Genomic DNA, 21,468 nt, shown 5'->3' with positions numbered 1-21,468 from the left:
ATTCCGTCGATCGGCGTTAGGCGGCCAGAGCGGCGGGGTACCTCCCGTACCCATCCCGAACACGGAAGATAAGCCCGCCTGCGTATCGGCAACTACTGGAGTGGGAGACCCTCTGGGAACGTCGATTCGCCGCCCCATTCATACTCGGTTTACAGTCTTTAGCCACAGGTACACTCGTACCTGTGGCTTTTTGTATTTACAACGCGGAACGTGGGGTAGACAATCGTTTTTGAACCGATTAGCGCAAGCAAAGTCGGAGCCTTCCAGCCGTCACGGCGCTCGAACGTTTAATCGACCGGTAACGTGTCTATCCCCGGGGCCTTTCGCCAGGTTCCAAAATAGTTTGGGGCCGATTTTATTCGGCTTACCCTGAAACACGAGCGAATATGAACGGAGGACCGGATCCGTGGCTCGATACGGTACACGACCTTCTGTCGGAGTCACGGCGTCGAATCATCCTGTATTATTTTTTGGAGAACGAACACGCGACGATCGACGCTCTCGCTCGCCGGATCGTCTCACGAGAAGGGAACGGGCCGCCCAAGTCGGTCGATTCGACCGAGACGACAGAACTCACGATTTCGCTGGTGCACAAGCACTTGCCGAAACTCGAGCGACACGGCGTTCTCGAGTACGACGATCGAAACGAAGACGTGGTTCGGGACGACGATCGGTTCGGCGAGTTAGCGGAGTTCGTTCGACGAGCTCGGCAGTTGGAACGTGACGGGATCGATCTCCGTGAGGTAGAAGAACAGTGAGTAGTTCGTGGATGGCGAGTCGTCGAATTATCGGCTCGGATAGGACAGCGTGAGCAGATTCGTGTGAAGTGTCCGGCCGGTCGTGCTGGTGAGACGTGTCTGGGCAGATCGATGGCAGACTGCAAGAAGTGTCACCCGGAACACTAACGTCCAGCGTCATCCCGTGGCGGCGTGCCGTGTCGGCTGGCTAACCCTCGTGCCGGGTGTCTGTATCAGCGGTCGGATCGGTGTCGCGTGCCCGGGTTCGCCGTGCGGTCATCGCACCCTGAATCGGGTCAGCTCGGACGGGGACGAAAGGCACGCAGTCGTAGTAGATGGTCGACAGGGTTAAGCGTTATCGAGAGCCCCGAGTCGGGTGGCGGTCAGTAGTGATACTCGTCTTCGGACAACTGAACGTAGCCGCCGTTCCGGTAAGTGAATTTCCGTTTTTTGTAACTTGCGAGTATCTTGGCCGCGTCGAGACCCGCGGAGTACTTCTTCGAGATCAGGACGTTGTCGTTGCTGCTGTCTTGCATGTCGTTGACGACATCGAACGCCCAGTCCCAATCGTCCGGCTCGTACCCTTCGACGATGTCCGCGAAGGTGACGTTTCGGAGAATCTCGTCGCCGATGGCGCGTTTCCAGACGTGGTTGTAGTTTTCGAGCGAGTCGGTAGCGGCGAGCCGGCCAGCGATCTTGCCCGAACGGACGGCGACGTGGTAGCCTCCTTCGTGGAACGCGGAGGTCGTCCCCATCGCGCCGCCAGCGACGGCGATGTTCGCGCCGACGGGTGAGTCGATCGGTCGCGTCGACGAGATCGGGTACGTTTCGGTTCCGTTCGATTTCCCCCGATCCTCGACGACGGGGATGTCCTCCTCGATATCGTACTCGTCGCCGTACTCGAGTTCGAGGAGGCGACTGATGTACTCCGAACCGGAGGGGAGTTGGTCGTCGTCGGGACGGAGAAGTTTGTACGATTCGGGGTTGTCGACGTCCTCGAGGGTCATCCCGATGGGCATCGTCAGACCGACGCGAGCGACCGTGCCGTCGTTGGGAAAGACCCACGGGTACGCGGTTTCGCCGGGCATGTAGCCCCACCAGAATTTGAGCCGGTCCTCGAATTCCTCGAACAGTTCCTCGGGGAATTCCCGATACTCCTGGTAGGCGATGTGGTTGGCCTCGGGTGGAGAGAGGGAGTCGGAGACGCTCCGGCCTGGGGGAGTAAACTGATCCAGTGCCTCGAGGGTGACCCGTCGCTGCGGGCCGTCCGCGAGGACGACGTACTGGGCCTCGAGTTGTTCGCCGTTCGAAAGCGTCAGGCTGTGGGTCGGTCCCTTCGGGCTCTCCGATCGGAGATCAGTTTCGAGATCAGTGACACTGACCCCAACGCGCAGGTCAGCGCCGGCGTCGGCGGCGCGTTCGTGGAGCCAGTCGTCCATGCGCGCGCGATGGAAGGTGTAACCGAACTTCGGGTAGGTGGCGTCGAGCCCCGTCGTCGTCATCTCGACGCTCGTCGAAGGGCCGATGAACTCCGTGGCCTCGAGTTCGCGGTGGATCACCTCGTCGGGAATCTCCCGGTAGTCGAAGTCCATGATGTCGATCCAGTAGTCGAGCATGCCCGCGGCATCGGTCGAATCGGGGCCGAGCTCGTCCCGATCCTCCCGTGGGACGCCCTGTTCGAAGAGGATCGTCTCAGCGCCGTGGGCCGCCGCCCGCTCGGCTGCGGAGGCACCTGCTGGTCCGCCGCCGACGATCGCGACGTCTACGCGTTCCATACACCGTTGGCACTCAGCCGTGCATATTAAACTGCGTGAAATTCGTGGCTCCGGACGACTGGTGGGACACTGCCGGCAAACGATCGGGGGAACGAACGTTTTTCGACTGCACGGACCGAGAGGACGGATATGAGTGCCGATCACGACGCCGGCGAGAGCGCGGCCCCGTCGAGTGAGCCGACCGTTCTGGTCCTCCGAAAGGGAACCCACGGAGTTCCGATCGAACAGTACGCCACGGCGCTGCGGGAGCGGTTGCCGGCGGGGACCGTCGAACTCGCGCGCACGCCCGCCGAGGAGCGGAGTCTGATTCAGGACGCCGAATACGCTACCGGCATGGTCCTGGAGGAAGACCTCCTGGATCGTGCCGAGAATCTCGAGGTGTTCGCCTGTGCCTACGCCGGGACGGGACACCTGCCGATGGATCGTCTCGAGCAACGCGGTGTGACGGTAACGAACGCGTCGGGCGTTCACGGCCCGAACATCGGCGAGCACGTGCTGGGGTCGATCCTCCGGTTCACCCGGCGGTTCCACGTCGGCGACCGCAGACAGCGCCGCCGAGAGTGGCGACACTACCAGGCACACGAACTCCAGGGGTCGACGGTGACCATCGTCGGCCTGGGTGCGATCGGACGGGCAGTCAGCGAGCGCCTCGAGCCGTTCGGCGTGGAGACGATCGGGGTCCGCTACTCCCCTGAGAAGGGTGGTCCGACTGACGACGTGATCGGGTTCGAGTCCGAGGCCGTCCACGACGCGCTCGCGCGGACGGAGTACCTCGTGCTCGCGTGCCCCCTGACGGAGACGACCCGTCGCTTGATCGACCGGGACGCGCTCGTGACGATGGACCCGGAGGCCGTGCTGGTCAACGTCGCCCGCGGTCCGGTCGTCGACACGGACGCATTGCTCGAGGCGGTTCGCTCGAACTGGATTCGCGGGGCCGCACTCGACGTAACTGAGCCGGAGCCGTTGCCGGAAGACCACCCGCTGTGGAACTTCGAGAACGTTCGGATCACACCGCACAACGCGGGGCACACGCCGAACTACTACGACCGGCTCGCGGACATCGTCGCCGGGAACGCACGCCGGTTCGCGGAAAGTGACGGGAGAGACCTCGAGCTCGAGAACGAAGTTTCGTTCTGACTTGCCGGTCCGTACCTCGAGGGACGACACTGTTCACGACACTGTTCTCCAGAAGAACGATTGGTTTCACGCCGTCTGCCTATCAGTATAACAGCCTGCAGGCCCTCGTTGGTGCCCGCTTGACTTTCCTATCCCTCTCGGAGGCCGGGTATGACGCTCACGTTCGATGCCACGGTGGTCGTTCCAGTGGCAGATACGGACGACAGTGAACGGACCGCTCGAGCTGTCGCACCCTCTCTCACCTCGACGAGCACGGTGATCGTCGCCAACGTAATCGAGAAGTCAGGCGGTGCACTGGACAAGGCGTCGATGGAACAACGCGAGAAACACGCCGAAGAGATGTTCGACCGTGTGCGGCCGTCCCTCGAGGAGTCGCCGGCGACGCTCGAGACGGGCGTGCTGTAGACCGACGTGGTCGACCGAACCTTCGGGGTCCCCACGGACCACGCCGTCGACACCATCTCGTTTACGGCCCGACAGGAACCGAATCGCGGAGCTGTTGACCGGCGATGTCGCGCGGCGGTTGGTCGCAGAGGGATCGGTTCCGGCGGTGGCCTTCCTCCAACCGAGCTAGAGGTAGCCGTTCTCGAGCAGTAGTTCGCCGTTGAGTACGCTCGCACCCGCGGCACCGCGGATCGTGTTGTGTGCGAGACAGTTGTACTGCAGCCCGAAGGGGGTCTCTTGGAGGCCGCCCGCGGCGATCGCCATCCCGTCACCTATGGTTCGGTCCATTCGTGGCTGGGGGCGGTCGGGGGCGTCGAAGACGTGAACGAGCTGGTCCGGCGAGGAGCGCAGATCCAGTGAGGGGTACGCTTCCATCTCCTCGGCTGCTTTCGTCGGTGAGAGGTCCTCTTCGGTCTCGACCCAGACGTTCTCGAGGTGGCCGTCGATCGTCGGGATACGGTTACAGGAGGCCGAGACCTCGACGTCGTTGTGGGTGAGTTCGGCACCGTCGAAGTCGCCGAGCAGCTTTCGGGACTCGGTCTCGAGTTTGTCTTCTTCGCTGCCGATATGGGGAATAGCGTTGTCGATGATCTCCATCGAACTGACGCCGTCGTAGCCGGCTCCGGAGACGGCCTGCAACGTCGCGACGTGTACGCTCTCGAGACCGTACTCCGCAAGCGCGGCCAGCGTCGGGACGAAGGTGATCGTCGAGCAGTTCGGGTTCTTGACGAGGGCACCGTCCCAGCCACGCTCGTCGCGCTGGACCTCGAGTAGATCGAGGTGGTCGGCGTTGACCTCGGGAACGACGAGTGGTACGTCGTCTGCCATCCGTGCGTTCGATGAGTTCGACGACACGACGTACCCTGCCTCACAGAAGTCTGGTTCGACCGCCGCGCCGACGCTCGAGGGAAGCGACGAGAACAGGAGGTCGATGTCCTCCGGAACCTCGTCGGGGTCGGTCGCGGAGACTGTAAGCTCAGCAACGTCGTCCGGGATGGGGCTGTCGACGCGCCACTTCGCAGCCTGTCGGTACGTCTTGCCGGCGCTGTCCTCGCTTGCGGTCAGCGCGGCGATTTCGAACGACGGATGCGGGTCGAGAAGCTGAATCAGTCGTTGTCCAACGGCACCGGTTGCGCCGAGTACGCCTACTCGTACTGCCATTTTCCGTTCTTCGGAGTTGTGTCCGCAAAACGGTTTGGGTTTCCCTGTCATAGCTGTCAACGACAGTCACGTTGTTCGCCGCCGACGGACGACCTGGCCAGGTCGGTACGGATACGCTATGGGACCGAACGCCCGGTGTCGGTACGCATAGAAGAAATTAAGAAATCGGGGCGGCTCCTAGTGACTGATGCAACGACTCAGCACGGCCGTCGACTGCACGTCTGCACGACGGACGAACTCATCTGCGAACTCGAGGTGGTCGCGATGACGGATACGGCAACGAAGGCTCCGGAAACGGGGCTGTTCGAGACCAAGTTCAGCATCGGCGCGGCGGCGGTCGGTGTCGTCTTCCTGCTTTTCGGACTCGTGCTCGGCTGGACCGGGTACCAGGGCGACGAACTCCTGTTCGTCGGCGTCGAGATGAACGTCGTCTCCGGGATGGCAGGACTGCTGTTGACGTGGTTCTTCGGCGTCGTCGCGTTGCTCGTTGCGGCGTACATGGAGCCCGGCTTCGACCGCTGAGGCTGTACTGAGCACGCTCCCGACTGTCGTTTTCGGTACGACGTTCCACTTACTGTGTGGTATCTCGGTGACTGGTGGCTCCCCTCTCGCTCGAGAGGGGGTACTCCGTCCGTACGAATGCCGCAACTGGATAGTCTCTCGAGTAACGGAACAAACGTCCCTTATGCGGTCACTTGACCGCTTTTCTTTCGCGTGACGTAGCCGGCGATACGGTTGCGAACGCCTTTGGATTCGACGTTCGTGAGCTTTTCGACGCTGTCTTTGTTCTGTTCGAAGTCGGTTGTGAACGCATCCGGGTACCGCTCCAGGAGGAGGTTCCCGGTCTTCTTGACGTAGGCCGGTTTGATTGCCATGGTGGGAGATTCCGTCGGGAGGGTCTTAATCCCTTTTCTTCGCCCTTCCGATCGATCCGCGTTCGTAGATCAGTTTACCCTCTTGTTTAAATGCTGTTCTGTTATAGAAAAGTTTAACACTGAATAATGTAAGCCTTCTGGCTATGGTGTTGCATTTCAGAAAGGCGACCGAGGTGTACAAAAAGACGCTCCCGTATGTAATCTTACAGCTTGCGATCGGAATCGCGTTCGCGGTTCTGGGGGTTATCTACCTCAGCTTCATCGGCTGGTTGGGGTACAGGTTCCTCTTCGGAAGCGGCGGAGCGAGCCTGCTCATCGTCGGTATCGTAATGATAATTGGCTTCGTGACGTACGCTTTCATATGGCGTCTGATACAAAAATACTTCCTGTACTCAGTCAAAACGGGTCACGTCGCCGTCATTGCCCACATCGTCGAAGAAGGTGAAGTCCCGGACAATCAGATCAGCTACGGAATGCGGGAGGTGAAAGACTACTTCGTCGAAACGACGGCGCTTTTCACCGTTAGTATGGTGATCGATGCGGTTCTCAAGCAGTTCAACCGGGCCGTCGCGCGGGTGGAGGATCTGATTCCGATTCCGCTTCCGAAACAGCTCCAGACACTCATCACGATCCTCCAGAAGTCGATCGTGCTGGCGGTGAAGTACCTCGACAACGCGATTATCGCGTACATGTTCGTCGACCGGAACGACAACCGGTGGAAATCGGCCCGCGACGGGATCGTTCTGTACGGGAAAACCTGGAAGATGGTGCTCGGTTCGACGCTGCTCATCGTCTTCGGGATGTACGTCGTCTCGTTCGTCCTCTTGACGCTTGCAGCCCCGCTTGCCGTCGGACTCGACCTCCTTCCCACGTCGCTCGAGCTCGTGTCGTGGCTGGTGGTCGGTGGTGTGATTGCGGTCTTCCACACCGGCGTCTTCAAACCGTGGGTGAAAACGGTCGTGATCACGACCTTCCTCATCGAGCAACGTGATACCGAACCCGACAACGAGACGATGGAGTGGATCGCGAGCCACTCCGACCGATTCAAGAACGAAGTCATGGAAAAGGCAGAGAACAACGAACCCATCGCAGAGGAGGCCCCCGAAACCGGCGGCCCGTCCGAGACGCCGGCCGAGTCCGGCAGCGACCCGGCCGACGACTGACCGTCCGCCGTTCCGACTACTGCCGTCCGTAGGGCGGCCCGCAGTCGGCCCGTCGTGACTTCCGGTGGGCCGTCGATCGTCGGACGCAGCCGGCCACTTACTCACCAGCTCGTGTGTGTACGCACACGCTCGAGTGCTTCCTTCTCTCGAGGACCGCCGGCCCGCTCGACGACCGAGGCGACGTACTGGAGTCGATTCCGGAGCTCCTGCTCGTCGTAGCTGTCGACGCCGAGTCGCGAGGCTGCGACGGTCGCCTCGATCACTGCCCCGAAGCCGCGGTCGATCGTCGGGACCGTCGTCCGTTCGATGGTGGATTCGACGGGCTCGAGCCGCCACTTCTCCCACTCGGTTCCGTCCTCGGTTCCCGTTTCCATTGATTGAACCTCGACCCGCGCCCACGCGCACGCGGACTCGAGGACGGGGTCGTCGTACTCGTCGATCGAGAGCGCGGCATCGGTGAAAGCGACCGGGTCGTCGACGAACTGGACGTACCCCTCACCCTGGCGGTGGAAGTTGCCGCGGGTGCGCGTCCGTCCCCAGGTCGTGGCGGTGACGGGGTCGCCGGCGAAAACTCCCAGTGCGGCGGCGTTCCACAGTCCGTTGGGGCCAAGCGTCGTGACGACGGTTTCGGTGACGCCCGAGAGGGTGACCGGCCACGCTAGGTCGTCGCTCATATCTCGAGTTCTCCACGCTCGAGCGCAATGTAGAGTCCGGCAGCGGTAACGTCGGCCGTCGTCCCCGGATTGATCCCGTGTTCGATGAGGTCGTCAGCGAACGATTCGACGGCGTCGGGGTCGGTCTCGAGGGCATCTCGCTCGACGAGCGAAGCGGCACGGTCGCTCACCTCCCGGGCGACTTCCTGACTGTGCCGGTTCGTGACGAGCGTGTCCGGTCGCTCTGCGAGCAGGGAGAGAAAGATGCTCGCGGCACGGTCGGTCGCTGGTCCTTCGGCTTCGACGAGCTGGTCGGCTGCAGCGAACGACCGTTCGAATCCCGTGACCCACTCGCGTGCGACATCGTCGCCGGGGACGCTGCGATCCATCACCTCGAGCAGCGTCAGTTCGCGTTTCTCGATGGCAGGCACTGCCTCTGAACCACGCCGGACGTCGAGCGGTTCCATATCCGCTGGTGGATCGTCGACGAAGACGTCGACGTGGTCGAACGCACGGTAGAAGCCTGCGGCGTCGGCGACGGTCGTCCCCTCGGCGACGGATTCGACGACCGACGGCGAGAGTCGGTCGTGATCGGCAGCCGTCCGAACGAGCGGGACGAGCAAGAGCAACGCGCCGAACTGGGTGTTGCCGCCTCCCTGAGCAGCCATTCCTTCGATCGCTCGTTCGAACGCGTCACCGACCTGGTCGCCGTGCTGGGCCATCTCGAGCCCCGTCTCGGCTCCGACGGTCCCCGCGAGGAAGTGCTCGAACCGGAGGTCCGCGAGGTCGCGACGACGGTCGACGTTGCCCGGTTTGGGCGTCCCTGCGACCTCGAGCAGGAGTGCCAGGCGTGCGTTCTGTGCTGGCGTTCGCATATCCTGAGGGTGTAGCCCGGCGGTCTTAGGGTTAGGGTTAGGGTTAGGGTTTGGGTTTGGGTTTGGGTTTGGGTTAGGGTTAGGGTTAGGGTTTGGGTTTGGGTTAGGATCTCGGATCGGGACCACCACCCCTAAACCGTCCGTCTCCTAACTGCCACCGATGACCGAGACCGAGGCCCCATCGGAACCGACCCTCCCCGAGGACCTCGAGGCCGTCCGCACGTCGTTGATCGCGTGGTACGAGGACGATCACCGGGACTTTCCGTGGCGACGCACCGACGGTCCCTACGAGATTCTCGTCAGTGAGGTGATGAGCCAGCAGACACAGCTGGGCCGGGTCGTCGAGGCCTGGGAGGCGTTCCTCGAGCGGTGGCCGACGACGGCCGAACTGGCGGCCGCCGACCGGGCCGACGTGGTCGGGTTCTGGACCGACCACAGTCTCGGCTACAACAACCGTGCGAAGTACCTCCACGAGGCCGCTGCCCAGATCGAAACGGAGTACGGCGGGGAGTTTCCGGAGACGCCCGACGAACTCCAGGAGCTGATGGGCGTCGGTCCGTACACCGCAAACGCGGTCGCGAGTTTCGCGTTCAACAACGGTGACGCGGTCGTCGACACCAACGTCAAACGCGTTCTCTATCGCGCCTTCGACGTGCCGGACGACGACGCGATCTTCGAAGAGCGGGCGAACGAACTCATGCCCGACGGTCGTTCACGAGTCTGGAACAACGCCGTTATGGAACTCGGTGGGGTTGCCTGCGAGCAGACACCCAGCTGTGACGAGGCCGGCTGCCCGTGGCGGGAGTGGTGTTCGGCCTACGAGAGCGGTGATTTCACCGCGCCGGACGTTCCAACTCAGCCGTCGTTCGAGGGGAGTCGCCGTCAGTTCCGCGGGCGGGTCATCTCGACGTTGAAGGAGTACGACGAACTCGAGTTGGATGAACTCGGGCCGCGGATTCGGGTGGATTACGCGCCCGACGGCGAGTACGGCCGCGAGTGGCTCGAAGGCCTGCTCTCGGACCTGGCGGACGACGAACTCGTTGCACTCGAGCGAACCGACGACGAGGTTCGCGCGCGACTACGACGCTAACGCCCGTCCCACGGGCGTTGCGCTGGTGAATCGGGCATCCACCTGTGTGTGGATCGACTCGACCGCAGCTTGGCTGTGTTCGTTCCGTTCCCGTGTGGTTAGTTAGCAGAATATTCAGGGGCAGAAGACGTTTTACCTTTCCAATAGATTAAAGAAGAAAGGTTCTGAAACCCCGTACATGCGAAGACGTGAAATGATCGTCGGAAGCGGTACCGTCGCAGCCATCGCCCTCTCCGGATACGCCGGCGCAGCGACGGCCGACGCTGACGACGACGGTCGGACATCCCTCCCGTCCGACCTCGAGTCCGTCCTCGAACTGGTCCCCGGCGAATCTGCCCTCGATGCGAACTATCAGCACGTCGTCTACGTCGACATCGACGACCCCGACGACGAATCCGCCCTCCTTGGATTCCACGGGGTAGCCGACGAAATCGACGACATCGACTCCGAATCGGTCTCTGAGGGTATCTTTGCCATGTCCGACGATGCGACCGTCGTCGCACTTACCGGCTCGTTCGATCGACCGGACCGCGGCGACGAGAGGAGCGACGGCTGGACCGTCGGCGAGATCGACGACGACCCGTTTGCGGCCGCCGACGGCAAACTGGTAGCCGCCGACAGTGACGACGAAGCGGATGTCATCGAAACCGCCATCGCAGCGGCAAGCGGCGACGAGCCCTCCATCGTGACTGACCCCGAGGCCACCGAAACGACCTTCGAGTATCTCGGTTCACAGTCACACGTCACGTTCCTTCCCGACATCTCCGGAACTCCGTCCCCTGAACTTGGCGACGATGTCATCGATTCGGTCGGCATCGGTCGGGAACTGCCGCCCACGGAACGGGCCGACGACGGGACCCTCGAGAACGGCTACGTATTCCACCTCGCCGACGCCGACATCACGGCCGACGACGAGTGGGTCCTCGAGCGGATCGAACGGCTCGAACAGGGGAACGTGCTCGAGACGACGATCGACCGTGCGGACGACGGCAGCGTCGTCTACGTGGATGTCGTCGCCGAACAGCCCCCGGAACGCGACCGCGACGCGGCCCCCGACGCGCGGATCCGAGCTCGTTCTAACGCCGACGAAGGGACCGTCACCGTCGAGCACACCGACGGCGAGTCGATCGACGCCGATATGCTCGAGGTGTGGAAAAACGGCGACCTCGCGGACGACCAACTCGCAGACGAATACGCGACGTTTACCGAAGGTGATACCTTCGAACTCGAGACTGGTCCGCTCGCGGACGTAGGACTGCGCTGGTTCGACGAGGAAGCGGACGTCTACTACTACTACGATACGACCGTCGTTGGTTCGGAGTCGTTCGAAACGACCCACGATATCGATACCGATACCGTCGAGATCACCTACGTCGGTGACCTCAACGCCGATCCGGACCTCGTCGAACTCGGCCGCCGGAACGACGACGCGGTCGGCACCGAGCGGTCGAGCCTCGATATCTCCGGTTCGCTCTCCGCTGGCGATACGATTACTGCGGAAGACGTTACACTGGGCGACCGAATCACCCTCGAACTGGCGGTGCCGGCGAACCCGAACCGCGGACAGCGGTCGCTGGTTTACTTCCGCGTCCGTCCGCCGCGAATGCATCTTTCCGATCGCGACGGCTCCGTCGTCGCCCGCTACTTCGGCGATGTCGAGCGGGACGCAGACGAGTTCCGCGTCCTGGTCGAGGACGAACCGGCCGATGTCCAGTTTACCGATGTCACCGACACGCTCTCGGAGAACGAGGAGATCGATCTCGGGGAGATCGAGTTCGGGACACACGTCGCCGTCGAGTGGCTCGAGCCCGACGAGCCCGAGGTAATCGAGGAGCGGGTCGTTCGACCGAACGCTCGCGTCGGCCTCGTATACGACGACGCCGAGGGGACGGTCACGGTAGATTACGAGGAACGTGACGACGATGTCGAAGGCGACGCGATCGATGCGGACGATCTCGAGCTTCGAGTCACCGGCGAACCGGCCGCCACACAGCCGGCCGACGAGTACGACACGTTCGAGCCCGGGGACGGATTCACGATCGACATCAAGCCTGTCGCGGAGGTCGAACTCGTCTGGGAAGGCCCCGAAGACACCGAACACACGATCGGACGGACGACGGTCGGACGGGAGTCGTTCGATGCGGAGTACGACCCCGATGCCGAAGTGGTCGAGGTCGTCTACACCGGCCAACAGCCGGCAGACCCGTCGAACCTGACGATCAACCACCGCGGTAACGACCCCACGAGCGACGACGAAGCACTCTTCGACCAGGAGTACGACGCGCTGACCGACGGCGATAGCGTCGTGATCGAGGACGTCGGCTACGAGGATCGCATCTCGGTACGCCTCGTCCAGGAAGGAGAAAACTACGTCTCGCGTCGGTCGATCTTCCACTTCCGGGCCGAGCCCCGGTGGGCGTTCAGGGTTACCGAGCAGGACGACGAGCTGGTGGCAGTCTACGGTGAGGAGGTCACCCGTGATGCCGACAACTTCCGGCTGCTCGTGGACGACGAGCTAGCGGCCGTCCAGCCGGCCGATCACCACGATACCCTGACCCGCGACGACGAATTCGAACTCGGCGAGTTCGAGGTTGGCACCGAACTCACCTTCGAGTGGGTCGTCCCGGACGAGCCACGAGAAGTACGCGAACACGTCGTGGTCCCCGATGCCGAGTTCGACATCGACTACGAGGAGGACGACGGCGAGATCACGATCGAACACGCCGGAGGGGACCCGATCGACGCCGACGACCTCGGCCTCATCGTCGAACCGACCATGCGTGAACCGGTCGGCTGGGACGATCAGGACACCGTCACCGAGGGTGACGCGACGACGGTCACTGCAGACGGCGAAATCGAGACTGATCGCGATCCGGTCGCAGTCAGGCTCGTGTTCCAGGAAACTGACACCATCGCGTCCGAGCGCCTCAAGGACTGACGACCGATCACCTGGCGTGTTTCGCCTGCTCGCCGGCTGACACCCCCTCGTCCGTCCGTGGCTGTCGGACGATCGACGGTCACCTGCCGGCCGACCACCACCAACGTCTTCTCGCTGCTTTCCGTTACCGGTAGTATGACAGCTGTTCACGTAGTCGGGGTATGCGGGAGCCTTCGGGACGAAAGTGCTACGCGAGTCGCTCTCGAGCGTGCCCTCGAGGGAGCGGGCAGAACGGGAAAGGAGGTGGAAACCGAACTGATCGATCTCCGTGAGTACGAGCTGCCGACGTTCGACGCGGACCGGGACCGCGAAGAGGCCGGCGATGCCGAGACGATCGCTGCTCTGATCCGCAAGGCAGACGCCGTTGTCCTCGGCTCTCCGATGTACCACGGCTCGTATGCTTCACCACTAAAAACGGCGCTCGATTACTGCGGCTTCGACGAATTCGAAGGGAAGACAGTGGGGCTCCTCGCGGTGTCTGGAGGTGCCTTTCCGGTGACCGCCCTCGAACACCTCCGTTCTGTCTGCCGGTCGCTCAACGCCTGGGTGATCCCCCACGAAGCGGCGGTACCGCGGACTGGAGCCGCGATCGCGGACGGGACGATCGTCGACGACGATCTCGCGGATCGAGTTGCGACGCTGGGTGTCCGTGCAGTCCAGTACGCATCGATCGAACCGGACCCCGACTCCTTCGAGAGCGATCACAACGTGGGTGCAGAAGGAAAGTAAGACGCCGGGTACTGTCAGTTCACGCTTCGGTGAGACGGTCCCCGTCGACCCTCCCGGGGGTCTTCGATCCCCACGGGGTTCAGAAACTGCATCGATCGGAACTGAGCAATCGACGAAACCGCTGCTGATGTGCGAGAAACGCACAGATAGCAAACACCGCGATACCGACGTGAACGGCTTCGATCCGGATCACGATCGTCGTCACCTCCAGGGACACCGGCGGTGAGACGAGCATCCAGTCAGCGAACCGGGTCCGGGTCGTGACGAGGAGTGCGGCCGCACCGGCCGCGAGGACGACTGCGGGGACAACCGCCGTGAGTGAAGGCACGAGTTGGCGATCGTAAACCTGGCCCGCTCGGAAGACACGGCGCTCGACTGTAAACTGGGCGACGAGCAGTATCGTGAGTCCGGCGGTTGCGACGGCGACGCCGACGGGACCGCCGACGAACTCCGCGACGAGAAGCCAGACGACCCAACTGGTCGTCCAGGCGACTGCAGCGCCGAGACGCCGTGGGTGGACGAAATCGCCGAGGCTACTGACCGTCGCTTCGAAGAGGCCGGCTCTGAGCAGTGCGCCACAGAAGAGAATACCGAGCGCGGCCAGCGCCGTCGACGTCGCGGTCGAGCCGACGACCAGCCAGAACCAGAGCACGACGGCGACCGTCTCGCAGATCGCAGCCGAGAGCGCTGCGGTCGTACCGACGACTCGTCGGCGGGTCGTCCGACCGAGTACGCCGGGCTGGCGAATGACGCTCATACCAATAGTTCGATTACTACCGGTTTCGTTATGCGAGTCGTTATCGACGTACTGTCCCTCTCGATTCCACCTTCATACGGTGGAAACGTCGCCTTTCCGTTCCTCCAAACAGTACGGATCGTCCCACTGCAGCGTTCGGTGACGCGGTGGCGAGGCGATTCCGTTCGACGACCCACTTTCTCACGTCCGAGTCATCCGTTCTCGGAAACCGTTGGACCGAACCGGTTTCGAAACGTGCTCGATCGGCACGTGCGGGAGGGGTTCGCTGTCCAGAGCCCGGTAAGAAGTTTTTACCGCCGGTAATAGAACTTTACCAGCGTTCGTTCGACAGCGAACAGGTAGAAACGTTGAACAGGATTATGTGCGGTGAGGTGGTCGACCCGAATTATGCCGGAAACGGAACAACAGGACGAAACGCTGTCCGAGATCGTCGTCAAGGAAGCGGTCGGTAAGGGGCTCGAGAGCCCGCTCCGGGACTCGATCCTCGAGGCGGTCGAGGAATCCGAGGGGACGGCCGGCTCGAGCCGGCTGCCGCTTGCTGGTGCGGTCTTCGGGGTCGGTGCAGCGCTTGGGTATCTCGCCGGACGATCCGAGGAGATCGACCTCTCGGAGCGATCGCTCGAGGAGCTCGACGTCGAGGGGATCGAGGACGTCGAGGAACCCGAGATCATCGAGAGCGTGACGGGAGGAGACGACGGGTCCGACGGAGCGAAAGGAGTGACCGAGACCGTCACCGGCGAGACGGACGAAGCGGACGACTCGGATTCGTCGCTGCTTGCAAAACTCGTCCTCGGCCTGGCGGTTCTCGGTGCCGTCGTCGTTCTCCGGCGTCGACTCTCCGAGACCGAGGACGAAGAGTGGGAGCCCATCGAAGAGTTCGAACCGGCGACCGACATCGGCGACGAGGACGGACTGGAAGATGACGCCGACGCCGAGATGGACACGGAAGATGCCGACGCCGGAGGCGAAAGTGACGACCGCGACGAAGCAAACGCGACCGAATCGGACGAAAACGAAGAGTAAGCCGTTCTGCCGAGAACGCGGTTCTCTCTCGTTGCTTGTCGACTTCGGTCCCGATCCGAACCCGGGGGAACTCGAGTGTTGCGATCCGAACCCGGGTGGCACCGTCGTCGACGGCGGCGGCGTCCCCTGCTGTCTCACTCGTCGCTGACGAAGGAGCTAAGAGGGCGACGCCGACAGTGTGAATTCAATGGAGACGACCCATCGCGTCTTCGTCGGCGACGCTCGGGATCTCTCGGGCGTCGAGGACGACTCCGTCGAACTCGTCGTCACGTCGCCGCCATACCCGATGATCGAGATGTGGGACGACCTCTTCGTCGAACTCGATCCGTCCGTCGGCGACGCGCTCGAGTCGGGCGACGGCCGCGAGGCCTTCGAGGCGATGCACGCTCAACTGGATCGGGTCTGGGACGAACTCGAGCGAGTGCTGGTAGAGGGGGGAATCGCTTGTGTCAACGTCGGCGATGCGACGCGGTCGCTCGAGGACAGCTTCCGGGTCTACCCGAATCACGCCCGTGTACTCGAGGCCTTCGAGTCTCGCGGGTTCGATCCGCTGCCCGACGTCCTCTGGCGAAAGCCGGCCAACAGCGCGGCGAAGTTCATGGGGAGCGGTACGCTCCCGCCGAACGCGTACGTCACCCTCGAGCACGAGTACGTGCTGCTCTTCCGAAACGGCGACGTGAAACGCAGGTTCGAACCGAACGCCGACCGTCGCTACGAGGCGGCGTACTTCTGGGAGGAGCGCAATCGCTGGTTCTCGGACGTCTGGACGGAGGTGCGAGGGGAGTTACAGGAACTCGCGTTCGAGAGCGACGACGGGGGCGACGCTTCGGACCTTCGGGACCGTTCCGCTGCCTACCCACTCGAGATTCCCTACCGGTTGATCTGTATGTACTCGGCGTACGGCGACACCGTGCTCGATCCGTTCTGGGGCACCGGCACGACGACGCTGGCGGCAATGTGTACCGGTCGAAACTCGGTCGGATACGAACTCCGGCCCGAGTTCCTCGAGGTCTTCGAGGATCGGGTTTCCGGCGTCCCCACGCTCTCGCGGTCGATTGGCCGCGCGCGGCTGGACCGTCACCGCGAGTTCGTCCGCCAGCGACGCGAGGACGGCAACTCCTTCGGGTACGAGGCCGAGTACTACGACACGCCGGTCGTGACGAAGATGGAACGAGAGGTTCGGTTTCGCGAAGTGGTCGACGTCGACCCGCTCGAAGCGATCGGCGCGACCGACGAGGTCGACGAGGGAACCGGGTACCTGGCCGAGCACGCGCCGCTTTCGGTTCCGGAATCCTGAGCCGTCGTCGTCTTTCGAAGCCGACACACACACACATCGAGACGACGGTATCGAACGGATCGGCTGGAGGCGTCGCGACGAAGCTAGACCTTTCAGGGGGGACCTCCAACGGCGCGTATGGAAGGGATCGTCGTTTTCCTGTTGCTTCTGGCGGTCGTGATTCAGATTCCGATCGCCATCTACGTTCACTACGACGCCGAGCACCGCAATCTCGAGCACGCCGAAATGTACTCGCTCGGCGTCCTGCTTCCGCTCGGCGGACTCCCAGTCATTCCCGTGTATTTCGCCAAACGCACGGAACTCCCGCGACGGTCGGCTGCCGAACGTGAGTCAGCAGGCGAAACGCGTGGGACGACGACGAAGACCAAACTGCTCTTTCTCGCCGGGATTCTGTCGTGGTTCCTGCTCGTGCAACTCGTCAGAACGGGGTTTCTCTCCTAGATACCCTGTTGCACGCTTTCGAAATTAGGGCCAAAAACCAGATGATGTTGCAGGTTTCTCTGAACAGGGTTGGCTACTAATGCCCACATCCGGGTACCAAGCATCAACTAATTTTGCACATGCAACGGGCTACTAGAGGAAGTGTGGAAAGAACCGGCTCGTTGGGGTTCGAGATGGAGGGCTATCGATCGGACGGCGACTACTGCCGACAGTGAGAGAGTTCCCCTCCGCATGAAGGACGAGCGTGAATTGCGTCTATCGTCCCTGGCGCAACTCTTCGATCAACTGCTCGATCGTCTCCTGTTGGCGCTCGATCAGATCGCCCTGTCGTTCGACGGCCGCCTCGAGGTGTTCGATCCGCTCGAGGAGTTCGGGATCGGTCCCCTGGACTGGCCGATTCTCACTGGCGGCCGAGCCGGCTCCGGTTCCAGTTCCAGTTCCGGTTTCGGTCGGGTTCTCCGTCGTGGCTTCGTCCGTCGCGAACACGTCGCCGGTTTCGACCGTCGTTGAATCGTCCGCCTGGGAGAGTGGATCGCCGCCGGTGGCGGCCTCGCCATTGGTGCCGGACTCGTCCCAACCCGGCGTTTCGGACGCCGCGCTCGCTTCGGTGTCAGTGGACCGCTCGGTGCCGGCCTCGTTCGCGTTCGAGGAGGTGACGCCACTGCCACTGCCACCGTTTGCCGTCTCGGTCGGTTCGGTGGTTCGAGTCCGCGACTGTGGCTGGGCCTGGGACTGGGACTGGGACTGAGACTTGGACCCCGACCGAGGCGCTGACTCGGCTCCCCCCTGCTCGAGTTCGTGATCGTCCGGTTCCGGCGGGTCAGCGTCGAGCGGATCGACGCCGTCGCCGAAGTCCATCGACGAACTCGTGGCGTCCGCATCTGGTTCGTCGTCTTCGCCGATCGTCTCGTTGAGTTCCTCGAGCGAGGAGACCTCGTGATAGTCGAACAGCGCACGTTTGAGTCGCTCACGGAGGTCGTTTGCTTCTTCGTTGGGGGCCTTGATCCGCTGGGGACGGCCGTCGACGGTGAGGACGATCTGGGTCGCGACGCTGCCGTCCTCGAACGCCAGTTCGGTCACGTCGGAGAAGTGGTATTCTTCGTAGTCCTCGTCCCAGACTGCCTCGCCGATGTGCTTGACCAGCCGTTCGCTAGTGACGATCAGCGTGAGTTCACTGAACCGGTAGGTCTGGACCACCGTCTCGCCTGGCTCGGTGATGCCGTTGCCGTTCAGGACACCCGCAAGCAGCGGGTGGAGGACAGCGTCGGTCTTGCTCCCCGGAATGGTAAACTCCGTGGCACCTTCCAGCGGGTACTCGAGGCTGAACTTGGTCTTTCGTCGGCCCTCAGAGAGGGTGAGCCGTTCGGCGTCGTGGCCGTATTCGTCGACCGATTCGTCGCTCAAGAGGCCGTCAGCGCGGTAGACGAGCGTGCTCGAGGAAGTAACGAAGAGTTCGTCGTCGCCGCCGAGAGAAACTCGCGCCGCGATCTCCTCGCCATCGAGAGCAGACTGTACGATGCCGGGAACGTTCATGCAGCGGTTTTCGTAAGGGGCTGTGATAAATCCGTGGGTCCGCCACTGTCCGTCGTCTAACCGAGGTCACACGTCGATCGTGGTTGTCGCGGCAGTTACTCCTCCTGGGCTTTCCTCCTCGACGTGGGCTAACGGGAGTCGACTACTACACCCGACTTCGCTCAGCCTGACGGGCTCGCCCGTCGAGAGAGGGAGTTGTTCGTCGACTCGGGCTCTGCGTGTTCTGACTCTTGCAATCGGCAGCGACGACCTATCACCACCCCTCCGTGGGTCCCTGTTGCACGCCGATGCCGAATGAGAAGGTTAAAGAGAAAGACCGCACTACGGGAGAGTGAGCCCGGGTGGCTTAGCTGGACATAGCGCCGCACTCATAGGGTTCAGAGATTCGGTGCGGTACGCCTTGGAAGCCTCCGTGTCCCCACGAGGACCGCCGAGCCTCGAACCTGGGACATGCGGAGATCGAGGGTTCGGAGCCCTCCCCGGGCACTACTCGAATTCTTCACATGCCTGCATAAATAGCCTCTTTACCGGGAGGTTCATGCGTCTATTTCCGTTTCTGGCTGTGACACCAATCGATCACAAATTGCGACAGCGGCGGGTAACGGCGGTGTCGCGGCGTGGTAGTCGGTGGTCGCGATGCTCGTGGTGTCTCGATCGACGCGACCTACCAGGCGATCACCGAGCGCCCCGAGCTGGACGAACTCCTTCGAGAACAGTACTCGAGAACTGAGCAGTGGCAACGCTACTGGAAGGGGACAGTTCGACAGCGGAAGTGTTCGGAACTGTAAGTCGATTTAAGGAGGTAATCGTTCGTCATCTCGGGTGCCATATCTATCAGGACAGACAGTCGCTGCTCGAGGTGACCTCGACGATGACTGAACAGACCACTCGCGATGCTGTCCCTGAAGATATTCCTTCGAGCGCGAAGTTCGTTGTCTGGGTGCTCGAGACCCTTAACCGAGTCCTGTCCTTTCGCACTGGGTTCGACGGGAGTCACGGGATTACGCGTCGCGTAGATCACATTGTATAGGTGGTGCCCTTCGGTCGCTGGCGGGTGCAGATCAGGATGTCGACCTCCTCGAAGATGAGTTCGGTGAACGGTCGGTACCGATTGACTCGAGAGTATAGTGACAACTGCAACGATTTGCACACTGATCGCCGATCCGTCTGGCGAGCAGGTGTGCACTGACGTGCAGTGGCTACTATAGCATGGGAAGAAGCCGAGAGAACAGAGGTGCTCGATTGAATGTCTCCAGAGAACTGGTTCCGGCCGTTCAAACCCAGGATATCAAAATAGGTTCAAAACAATGTCCCCTGTCACAAAACCCTATCAACGCCTTCTTCCGCAACTTTTTGAGCGACCCAAATTCCGAAAATAAAGGCTGCTGCAACGACAGTGATGCCCCATGCAGAGCTGACAAACCAGCCGAGACGGAGGTAAGCAAGCGCCGCTACGGAAATGGTATAAGTGGCATACGCGACCGGAAGACCAACCAGGAAGACAGCTCCGAAATATATTACACTAGTCACCGTTAATGAACGCCGAGACTGCGCGGAAGCAGCGTTGTTGACCATATTATGTGTGTGTAGACAATTCTATAAATAATTTGGGAGAGGGCCACAGAATCTGGGAGAGGGCCATAGAACTATTGATTCATCTCGATTGTCGTTTACTGAAGTTAGATCTTCGCCCGTGGTTAGTGATGTGATTGAAATACGAGCCGAGACAAAGAGGGAGAGGATGGTTCTTCGAGTTGTTTCGACCAGTGTCCAACGGTGTCGGAGTGGCCTTTAATCCGTTGCTCAATTTTGCACCTGGGGTCGGCTATTTCGCGCTTCACTCTACTATTCCTGGCGGTTTAAGCAGACGCATTACGATAATTCGGTGGTGAAGGTCTTAGAACGTAGAATTTCCAAAAGTTATATCTGTCTGGGATGTGAATTGGTATTTGTATGCGACGACGAACGTTTGTCAAAAGTGGATCAGTGGGCCTTGCAGGCCTCGGAATCACCGGTATTGCAACTGCCGAAGAAGAAAAAGTCACTGCCAAAAGTGTCGGTCTTGCAGAAGAGATCGTTCAGCTAGAGCGAGAGGGTGAGCACGAAGCTGCCAGGAAGCTTGCCAAGGAGCATGACATCAACATGGTCGTCAACGATGACTTCACCGACCGAAGTGAAGATGGTGAGGTCGGAACAGACGGACGATACTCCGAAAGCAGCTCGGAGATTTATATGTCGCTTATAAATACTGAGGACGACTACTGGATGGCGACTGGGGTTATGGAACTCCAGGACCGCGTAACTCGTATAAGAGATGCTAGCATTGTCGATGATGCCTGTGGTATAACATATGATAGTACCGAGTGGACATCGAGAGATGCCACGGAAGACAACCTTTGGATTTCAGCTTCTTCAGAGAGTTCGGGAGAAAGCATCGAAATGGAAGAGTACCAACCGAATGTCGGTGTCGCCTGTGCAGTCGATCTTCCGTGGACGCTTAGTAACCCAACGACCGTCAATGTCCAGACAGAACTGACGCGAAATGACGGTACAGGAAACGACGATATTCCGGTTTACTTCGAGTACGAACACACTCGCGCGTACGTGGACAGCGGTCCCATTGACCTATCGATCGGTGTGGAGGCAAAAGGCCTTGATGTATCGTACAGCTTTAGCGATGCCTCGAAGGCATGGGACGACAAAATCTCGGCTGAACCGGGAGAGCACGTCGGTCCGGAATAACTAACTCCAACTCAGCTTTGAACGTTGAAGTAGGATCGTGACGTAGGCGGTAGCGAACACGGATGATGCCGATTACGGACTTCTTGTCGTGCACGCGT

General features: G+C 61.4%; 20 protein-coding genes, 1 tRNA gene, 1 rRNA gene and 2 pseudogenes. 15 read left to right on the top strand and 9 right to left on the bottom strand.

Translation table 11 applies throughout. The features are described from left to right. The first annotated feature begins 16 nt into the window (after positions 1-16). Both rrf and C446_RS17200 read left to right on the top strand, forming a co-directional pair. A 5S ribosomal RNA gene (gene rrf, locus C446_RS17205) occupies positions 17-138 on the top strand. Between the two features lie 248 nt (positions 139-386). Further along, positions 387-758 carry a DUF7344 domain-containing protein gene (locus C446_RS17200; protein ID WP_006674413.1) on the top strand — a complete coding sequence of 124 codons (372 nt, stop codon included), beginning with the start codon at positions 387-389 and terminating at the stop codon, positions 756-758. Between the two features lie 362 nt (positions 759-1,120). On the opposite strand, the gene C446_RS17195 is transcribed toward C446_RS17200, so the two are convergent. Beyond that, a complete protein-coding gene (locus C446_RS17195; protein WP_006674412.1) occupies positions 1,121-2,512 on the bottom strand; it encodes an NAD(P)/FAD-dependent oxidoreductase in 1,392 nt (463 codons plus the stop codon). A gap of 129 nt (positions 2,513-2,641) precedes the next feature. On the opposite strand from C446_RS17195, the gene C446_RS17190 reads away from it, so the two are divergent. Further along, the gene (locus C446_RS17190) at positions 2,642-3,649 is read left to right on the top strand and encodes a D-2-hydroxyacid dehydrogenase (RefSeq protein WP_006674411.1); all 1,008 of its coding nucleotides are present in this window, start codon (positions 2,642-2,644) and stop codon (positions 3,647-3,649) included. Positions 3,650-3,799: 150 nt separating this feature from the next. After that, positions 3,800-4,223: pseudogene (locus C446_RS17185) on the top strand (universal stress protein). Here C446_RS17185 and asd read toward each other — a convergent pair. Next, positions 4,220-5,254, bottom strand: a complete 1,035-nt coding sequence (asd, locus tag C446_RS17180) for an aspartate-semialdehyde dehydrogenase (RefSeq protein WP_006674409.1) — start codon at positions 5,252-5,254, stop codon at positions 4,220-4,222. The pseudogene C446_RS17185 and the gene asd overlap by 4 nt on opposite strands. Positions 5,255-5,434: 180 nt before the next feature. Between asd and C446_RS17175 the strand changes: the two genes are divergently transcribed. Beyond that, the gene (locus C446_RS17175) at positions 5,435-5,776 is read left to right on the top strand and encodes a hypothetical protein (protein ID WP_006674408.1); all 342 of its coding nucleotides are present in this window, start codon (positions 5,435-5,437) and stop codon (positions 5,774-5,776) included. A 161-nt stretch (positions 5,777-5,937) separates the two neighbouring features. Here C446_RS17175 and C446_RS17170 read toward each other — a convergent pair whose 3' ends face one another. Further along, the gene (locus C446_RS17170; protein ID WP_006674407.1) at positions 5,938-6,129 is read right to left on the bottom strand and encodes a 30S ribosomal protein S17e; all 192 of its coding nucleotides are present in this window, start codon (positions 6,127-6,129) and stop codon (positions 5,938-5,940) included. 143 nt (positions 6,130-6,272) lie between these two features. Between C446_RS17170 and C446_RS17165 the strand changes: the two genes are divergently transcribed. After that, positions 6,273-7,292 carry a hypothetical protein gene (locus tag C446_RS17165; RefSeq protein WP_049920329.1) on the top strand — a complete coding sequence of 340 codons (1,020 nt, stop codon included), beginning with the start codon at positions 6,273-6,275 and terminating at the stop codon, positions 7,290-7,292. Positions 7,293-7,393: 101 nt separating this feature from the next. Here the strand turns inward: C446_RS17165 and C446_RS17160 are convergent, their stop codons facing one another. Together C446_RS17160 and C446_RS17155 are read right to left on the bottom strand one after the other, a co-directional pair. Beyond that, complete coding sequence (locus C446_RS17160) at positions 7,394-7,966, bottom strand: DUF447 domain-containing protein (protein ID WP_006674405.1); 573 nt, start codon at positions 7,964-7,966, stop codon at positions 7,394-7,396. Further along, positions 7,963-8,820, bottom strand: a complete 858-nt coding sequence (locus C446_RS17155; RefSeq protein WP_006674404.1) for a triphosphoribosyl-dephospho-CoA synthase — start codon at positions 8,818-8,820, stop codon at positions 7,963-7,965. Before C446_RS17155 ends, C446_RS17160 begins: the two co-directional genes overlap by 4 nt. A gap of 160 nt (positions 8,821-8,980) precedes the next feature. Between C446_RS17155 and C446_RS17150 the strand changes: the two genes are divergently transcribed. From C446_RS17150 to C446_RS17140, 3 genes are all read left to right on the top strand, one after another. Beyond that, on the top strand, positions 8,981-9,910 hold the full coding sequence (locus C446_RS17150) for an HhH-GPD family protein (RefSeq protein WP_006674403.1): 930 nt from the start codon (positions 8,981-8,983) through the stop codon (positions 9,908-9,910). A gap of 178 nt (positions 9,911-10,088) precedes the next feature. Further along, positions 10,089-12,848, top strand: a complete 2,760-nt coding sequence (locus tag C446_RS17145; RefSeq protein WP_049920328.1) for a type IV pilin N-terminal domain-containing protein — start codon at positions 10,089-10,091, stop codon at positions 12,846-12,848. Positions 12,849-12,983: 135 nt separating this feature from the next. Continuing rightward, positions 12,984-13,577, top strand: coding sequence for an NADPH-dependent FMN reductase (locus C446_RS17140; RefSeq protein ID WP_049920327.1), 594 nt, complete (start codon positions 12,984-12,986; stop codon positions 13,575-13,577). A gap of 79 nt (positions 13,578-13,656) precedes the next feature. Here the strand turns inward: C446_RS17140 and C446_RS17135 are convergent, their stop codons facing one another. Continuing rightward, entirely contained in the window at positions 13,657-14,334 is a 678-nt protein-coding gene (locus tag C446_RS17135) for a hypothetical protein (protein ID WP_006674400.1), read from the bottom strand. A gap of 387 nt (positions 14,335-14,721) precedes the next feature. On the opposite strand from C446_RS17135, the gene C446_RS17130 reads away from it, so the two are divergent. The 3 genes from C446_RS17130 (at position 14,722) to C446_RS17120 (ending at position 17,095) form a co-directional block, all read left to right on the top strand. Beyond that, positions 14,722-15,357, top strand: coding sequence for a hypothetical protein (locus C446_RS17130; protein ID WP_006674399.1), 636 nt, complete (start codon positions 14,722-14,724; stop codon positions 15,355-15,357). Between the two features lie 187 nt (positions 15,358-15,544). Beyond that, positions 15,545-16,654, top strand: a complete 1,110-nt coding sequence (locus C446_RS17125) for a DNA-methyltransferase (RefSeq protein ID WP_006674398.1) — start codon at positions 15,545-15,547, stop codon at positions 16,652-16,654. 117 nt (positions 16,655-16,771) lie between these two features. Further along, a complete protein-coding gene (locus C446_RS17120; protein WP_006674397.1) occupies positions 16,772-17,095 on the top strand; it encodes a hypothetical protein in 324 nt (107 codons plus the stop codon). A gap of 255 nt (positions 17,096-17,350) precedes the next feature. On the opposite strand, the gene C446_RS17115 is transcribed toward C446_RS17120, so the two are convergent. Continuing rightward, a complete protein-coding gene (locus C446_RS17115; protein WP_006674396.1) occupies positions 17,351-18,628 on the bottom strand; it encodes a DUF7115 domain-containing protein in 1,278 nt (425 codons plus the stop codon). A gap of 335 nt (positions 18,629-18,963) precedes the next feature. Between C446_RS17115 and C446_RS18960 the strand changes: the two genes are divergently transcribed. Next, a tRNA-Met gene (locus C446_RS18960) sits at positions 18,964-19,114 on the top strand. Between the two features lie 131 nt (positions 19,115-19,245). Further along, positions 19,246-19,416 carry a hypothetical protein gene (locus C446_RS19440; RefSeq protein ID WP_169331376.1) on the top strand — a complete coding sequence of 57 codons (171 nt, stop codon included), beginning with the start codon at positions 19,246-19,248 and terminating at the stop codon, positions 19,414-19,416. A 155-nt stretch (positions 19,417-19,571) separates the two neighbouring features. On the opposite strand, the pseudogene C446_RS20505 reads toward C446_RS19440, so the two are convergent. Beyond that, positions 19,572-19,705: pseudogene (locus C446_RS20505) on the bottom strand (ParA family protein); the annotation flags it as partial. 240 nt (positions 19,706-19,945) lie between these two features. Next, positions 19,946-20,203, bottom strand: coding sequence for a hypothetical protein (locus C446_RS18950; protein WP_152419474.1), 258 nt, complete (start codon positions 20,201-20,203; stop codon positions 19,946-19,948). A gap of 378 nt (positions 20,204-20,581) precedes the next feature. On the opposite strand from C446_RS18950, the gene C446_RS17110 reads away from it, so the two are divergent. Then, the gene (locus tag C446_RS17110) at positions 20,582-21,370 is read left to right on the top strand and encodes a hypothetical protein (protein WP_152419473.1); all 789 of its coding nucleotides are present in this window, start codon (positions 20,582-20,584) and stop codon (positions 21,368-21,370) included. Positions 21,371-21,468: the final 98 nt, after the last annotated feature.

This window comes from Halobiforma nitratireducens JCM 10879 (genome assembly GCF_000337895.1).
Taxonomy (GTDB): Archaea; Halobacteriota; Halobacteria; order Halobacteriales; family Natrialbaceae; genus Natronobacterium; species Natronobacterium nitratireducens.
Note: the sequence above shows the minus strand (reverse complement) of the source record. Positions and strands in the feature narration are given on the sequence as shown.

Bases quoted from the DNA above. Each gene is read 5' to 3' on its own strand.
- C446_RS17200 (WP_006674413.1), top strand. From the start codon at position 387: ATGAACGGAGGACCGGATCCGTGGCTCGATACGGTACACGACCTTCTG.
- C446_RS17195 (WP_006674412.1), bottom strand. From the start codon at position 2,512: ATGGAACGCGTAGACGTCGCGATCGTCGGCGGCGGACCAGCAGGTGCC.
- C446_RS17190 (WP_006674411.1), top strand. From the start codon at position 2,642: ATGAGTGCCGATCACGACGCCGGCGAGAGCGCGGCCCCGTCGAGTGAG.
- asd (WP_006674409.1), bottom strand. From the start codon at position 5,254: ATGGCAGTACGAGTAGGCGTACTCGGCGCAACCGGTGCCGTTGGACAA.
- C446_RS17170 (WP_006674407.1), bottom strand. From the start codon at position 6,129: ATGGCAATCAAACCGGCCTACGTCAAGAAGACCGGGAACCTCCTCCTG.
- C446_RS17165 (WP_049920329.1), top strand. From the start codon at position 6,273: ATGGTGTTGCATTTCAGAAAGGCGACCGAGGTGTACAAAAAGACGCTC.
- C446_RS17160 (WP_006674405.1), bottom strand. From the start codon at position 7,966: ATGAGCGACGACCTAGCGTGGCCGGTCACCCTCTCGGGCGTCACCGAA.
- C446_RS17155 (WP_006674404.1), bottom strand. From the start codon at position 8,820: ATGCGAACGCCAGCACAGAACGCACGCCTGGCACTCCTGCTCGAGGTC.
- C446_RS17150 (WP_006674403.1), top strand. From the start codon at position 8,981: ATGACCGAGACCGAGGCCCCATCGGAACCGACCCTCCCCGAGGACCTC.
- C446_RS17145 (WP_049920328.1), top strand. From the start codon at position 10,089: ATGCGAAGACGTGAAATGATCGTCGGAAGCGGTACCGTCGCAGCCATC.
- C446_RS17140 (WP_049920327.1), top strand. From the start codon at position 12,984: ATGACAGCTGTTCACGTAGTCGGGGTATGCGGGAGCCTTCGGGACGAA.
- C446_RS17135 (WP_006674400.1), bottom strand. From the start codon at position 14,334: ATGAGCGTCATTCGCCAGCCCGGCGTACTCGGTCGGACGACCCGCCGA.
- C446_RS17130 (WP_006674399.1), top strand. From the start codon at position 14,722: ATGCCGGAAACGGAACAACAGGACGAAACGCTGTCCGAGATCGTCGTC.
- C446_RS17125 (WP_006674398.1), top strand. From the start codon at position 15,545: ATGGAGACGACCCATCGCGTCTTCGTCGGCGACGCTCGGGATCTCTCG.
- C446_RS17120 (WP_006674397.1), top strand. From the start codon at position 16,772: ATGGAAGGGATCGTCGTTTTCCTGTTGCTTCTGGCGGTCGTGATTCAG.
- C446_RS17115 (WP_006674396.1), bottom strand. From the start codon at position 18,628: ATGAACGTTCCCGGCATCGTACAGTCTGCTCTCGATGGCGAGGAGATC.
- C446_RS18950 (WP_152419474.1), bottom strand. From the start codon at position 20,203: ATGGTCAACAACGCTGCTTCCGCGCAGTCTCGGCGTTCATTAACGGTG.
- C446_RS17110 (WP_152419473.1), top strand. From the start codon at position 20,582: ATGCGACGACGAACGTTTGTCAAAAGTGGATCAGTGGGCCTTGCAGGC.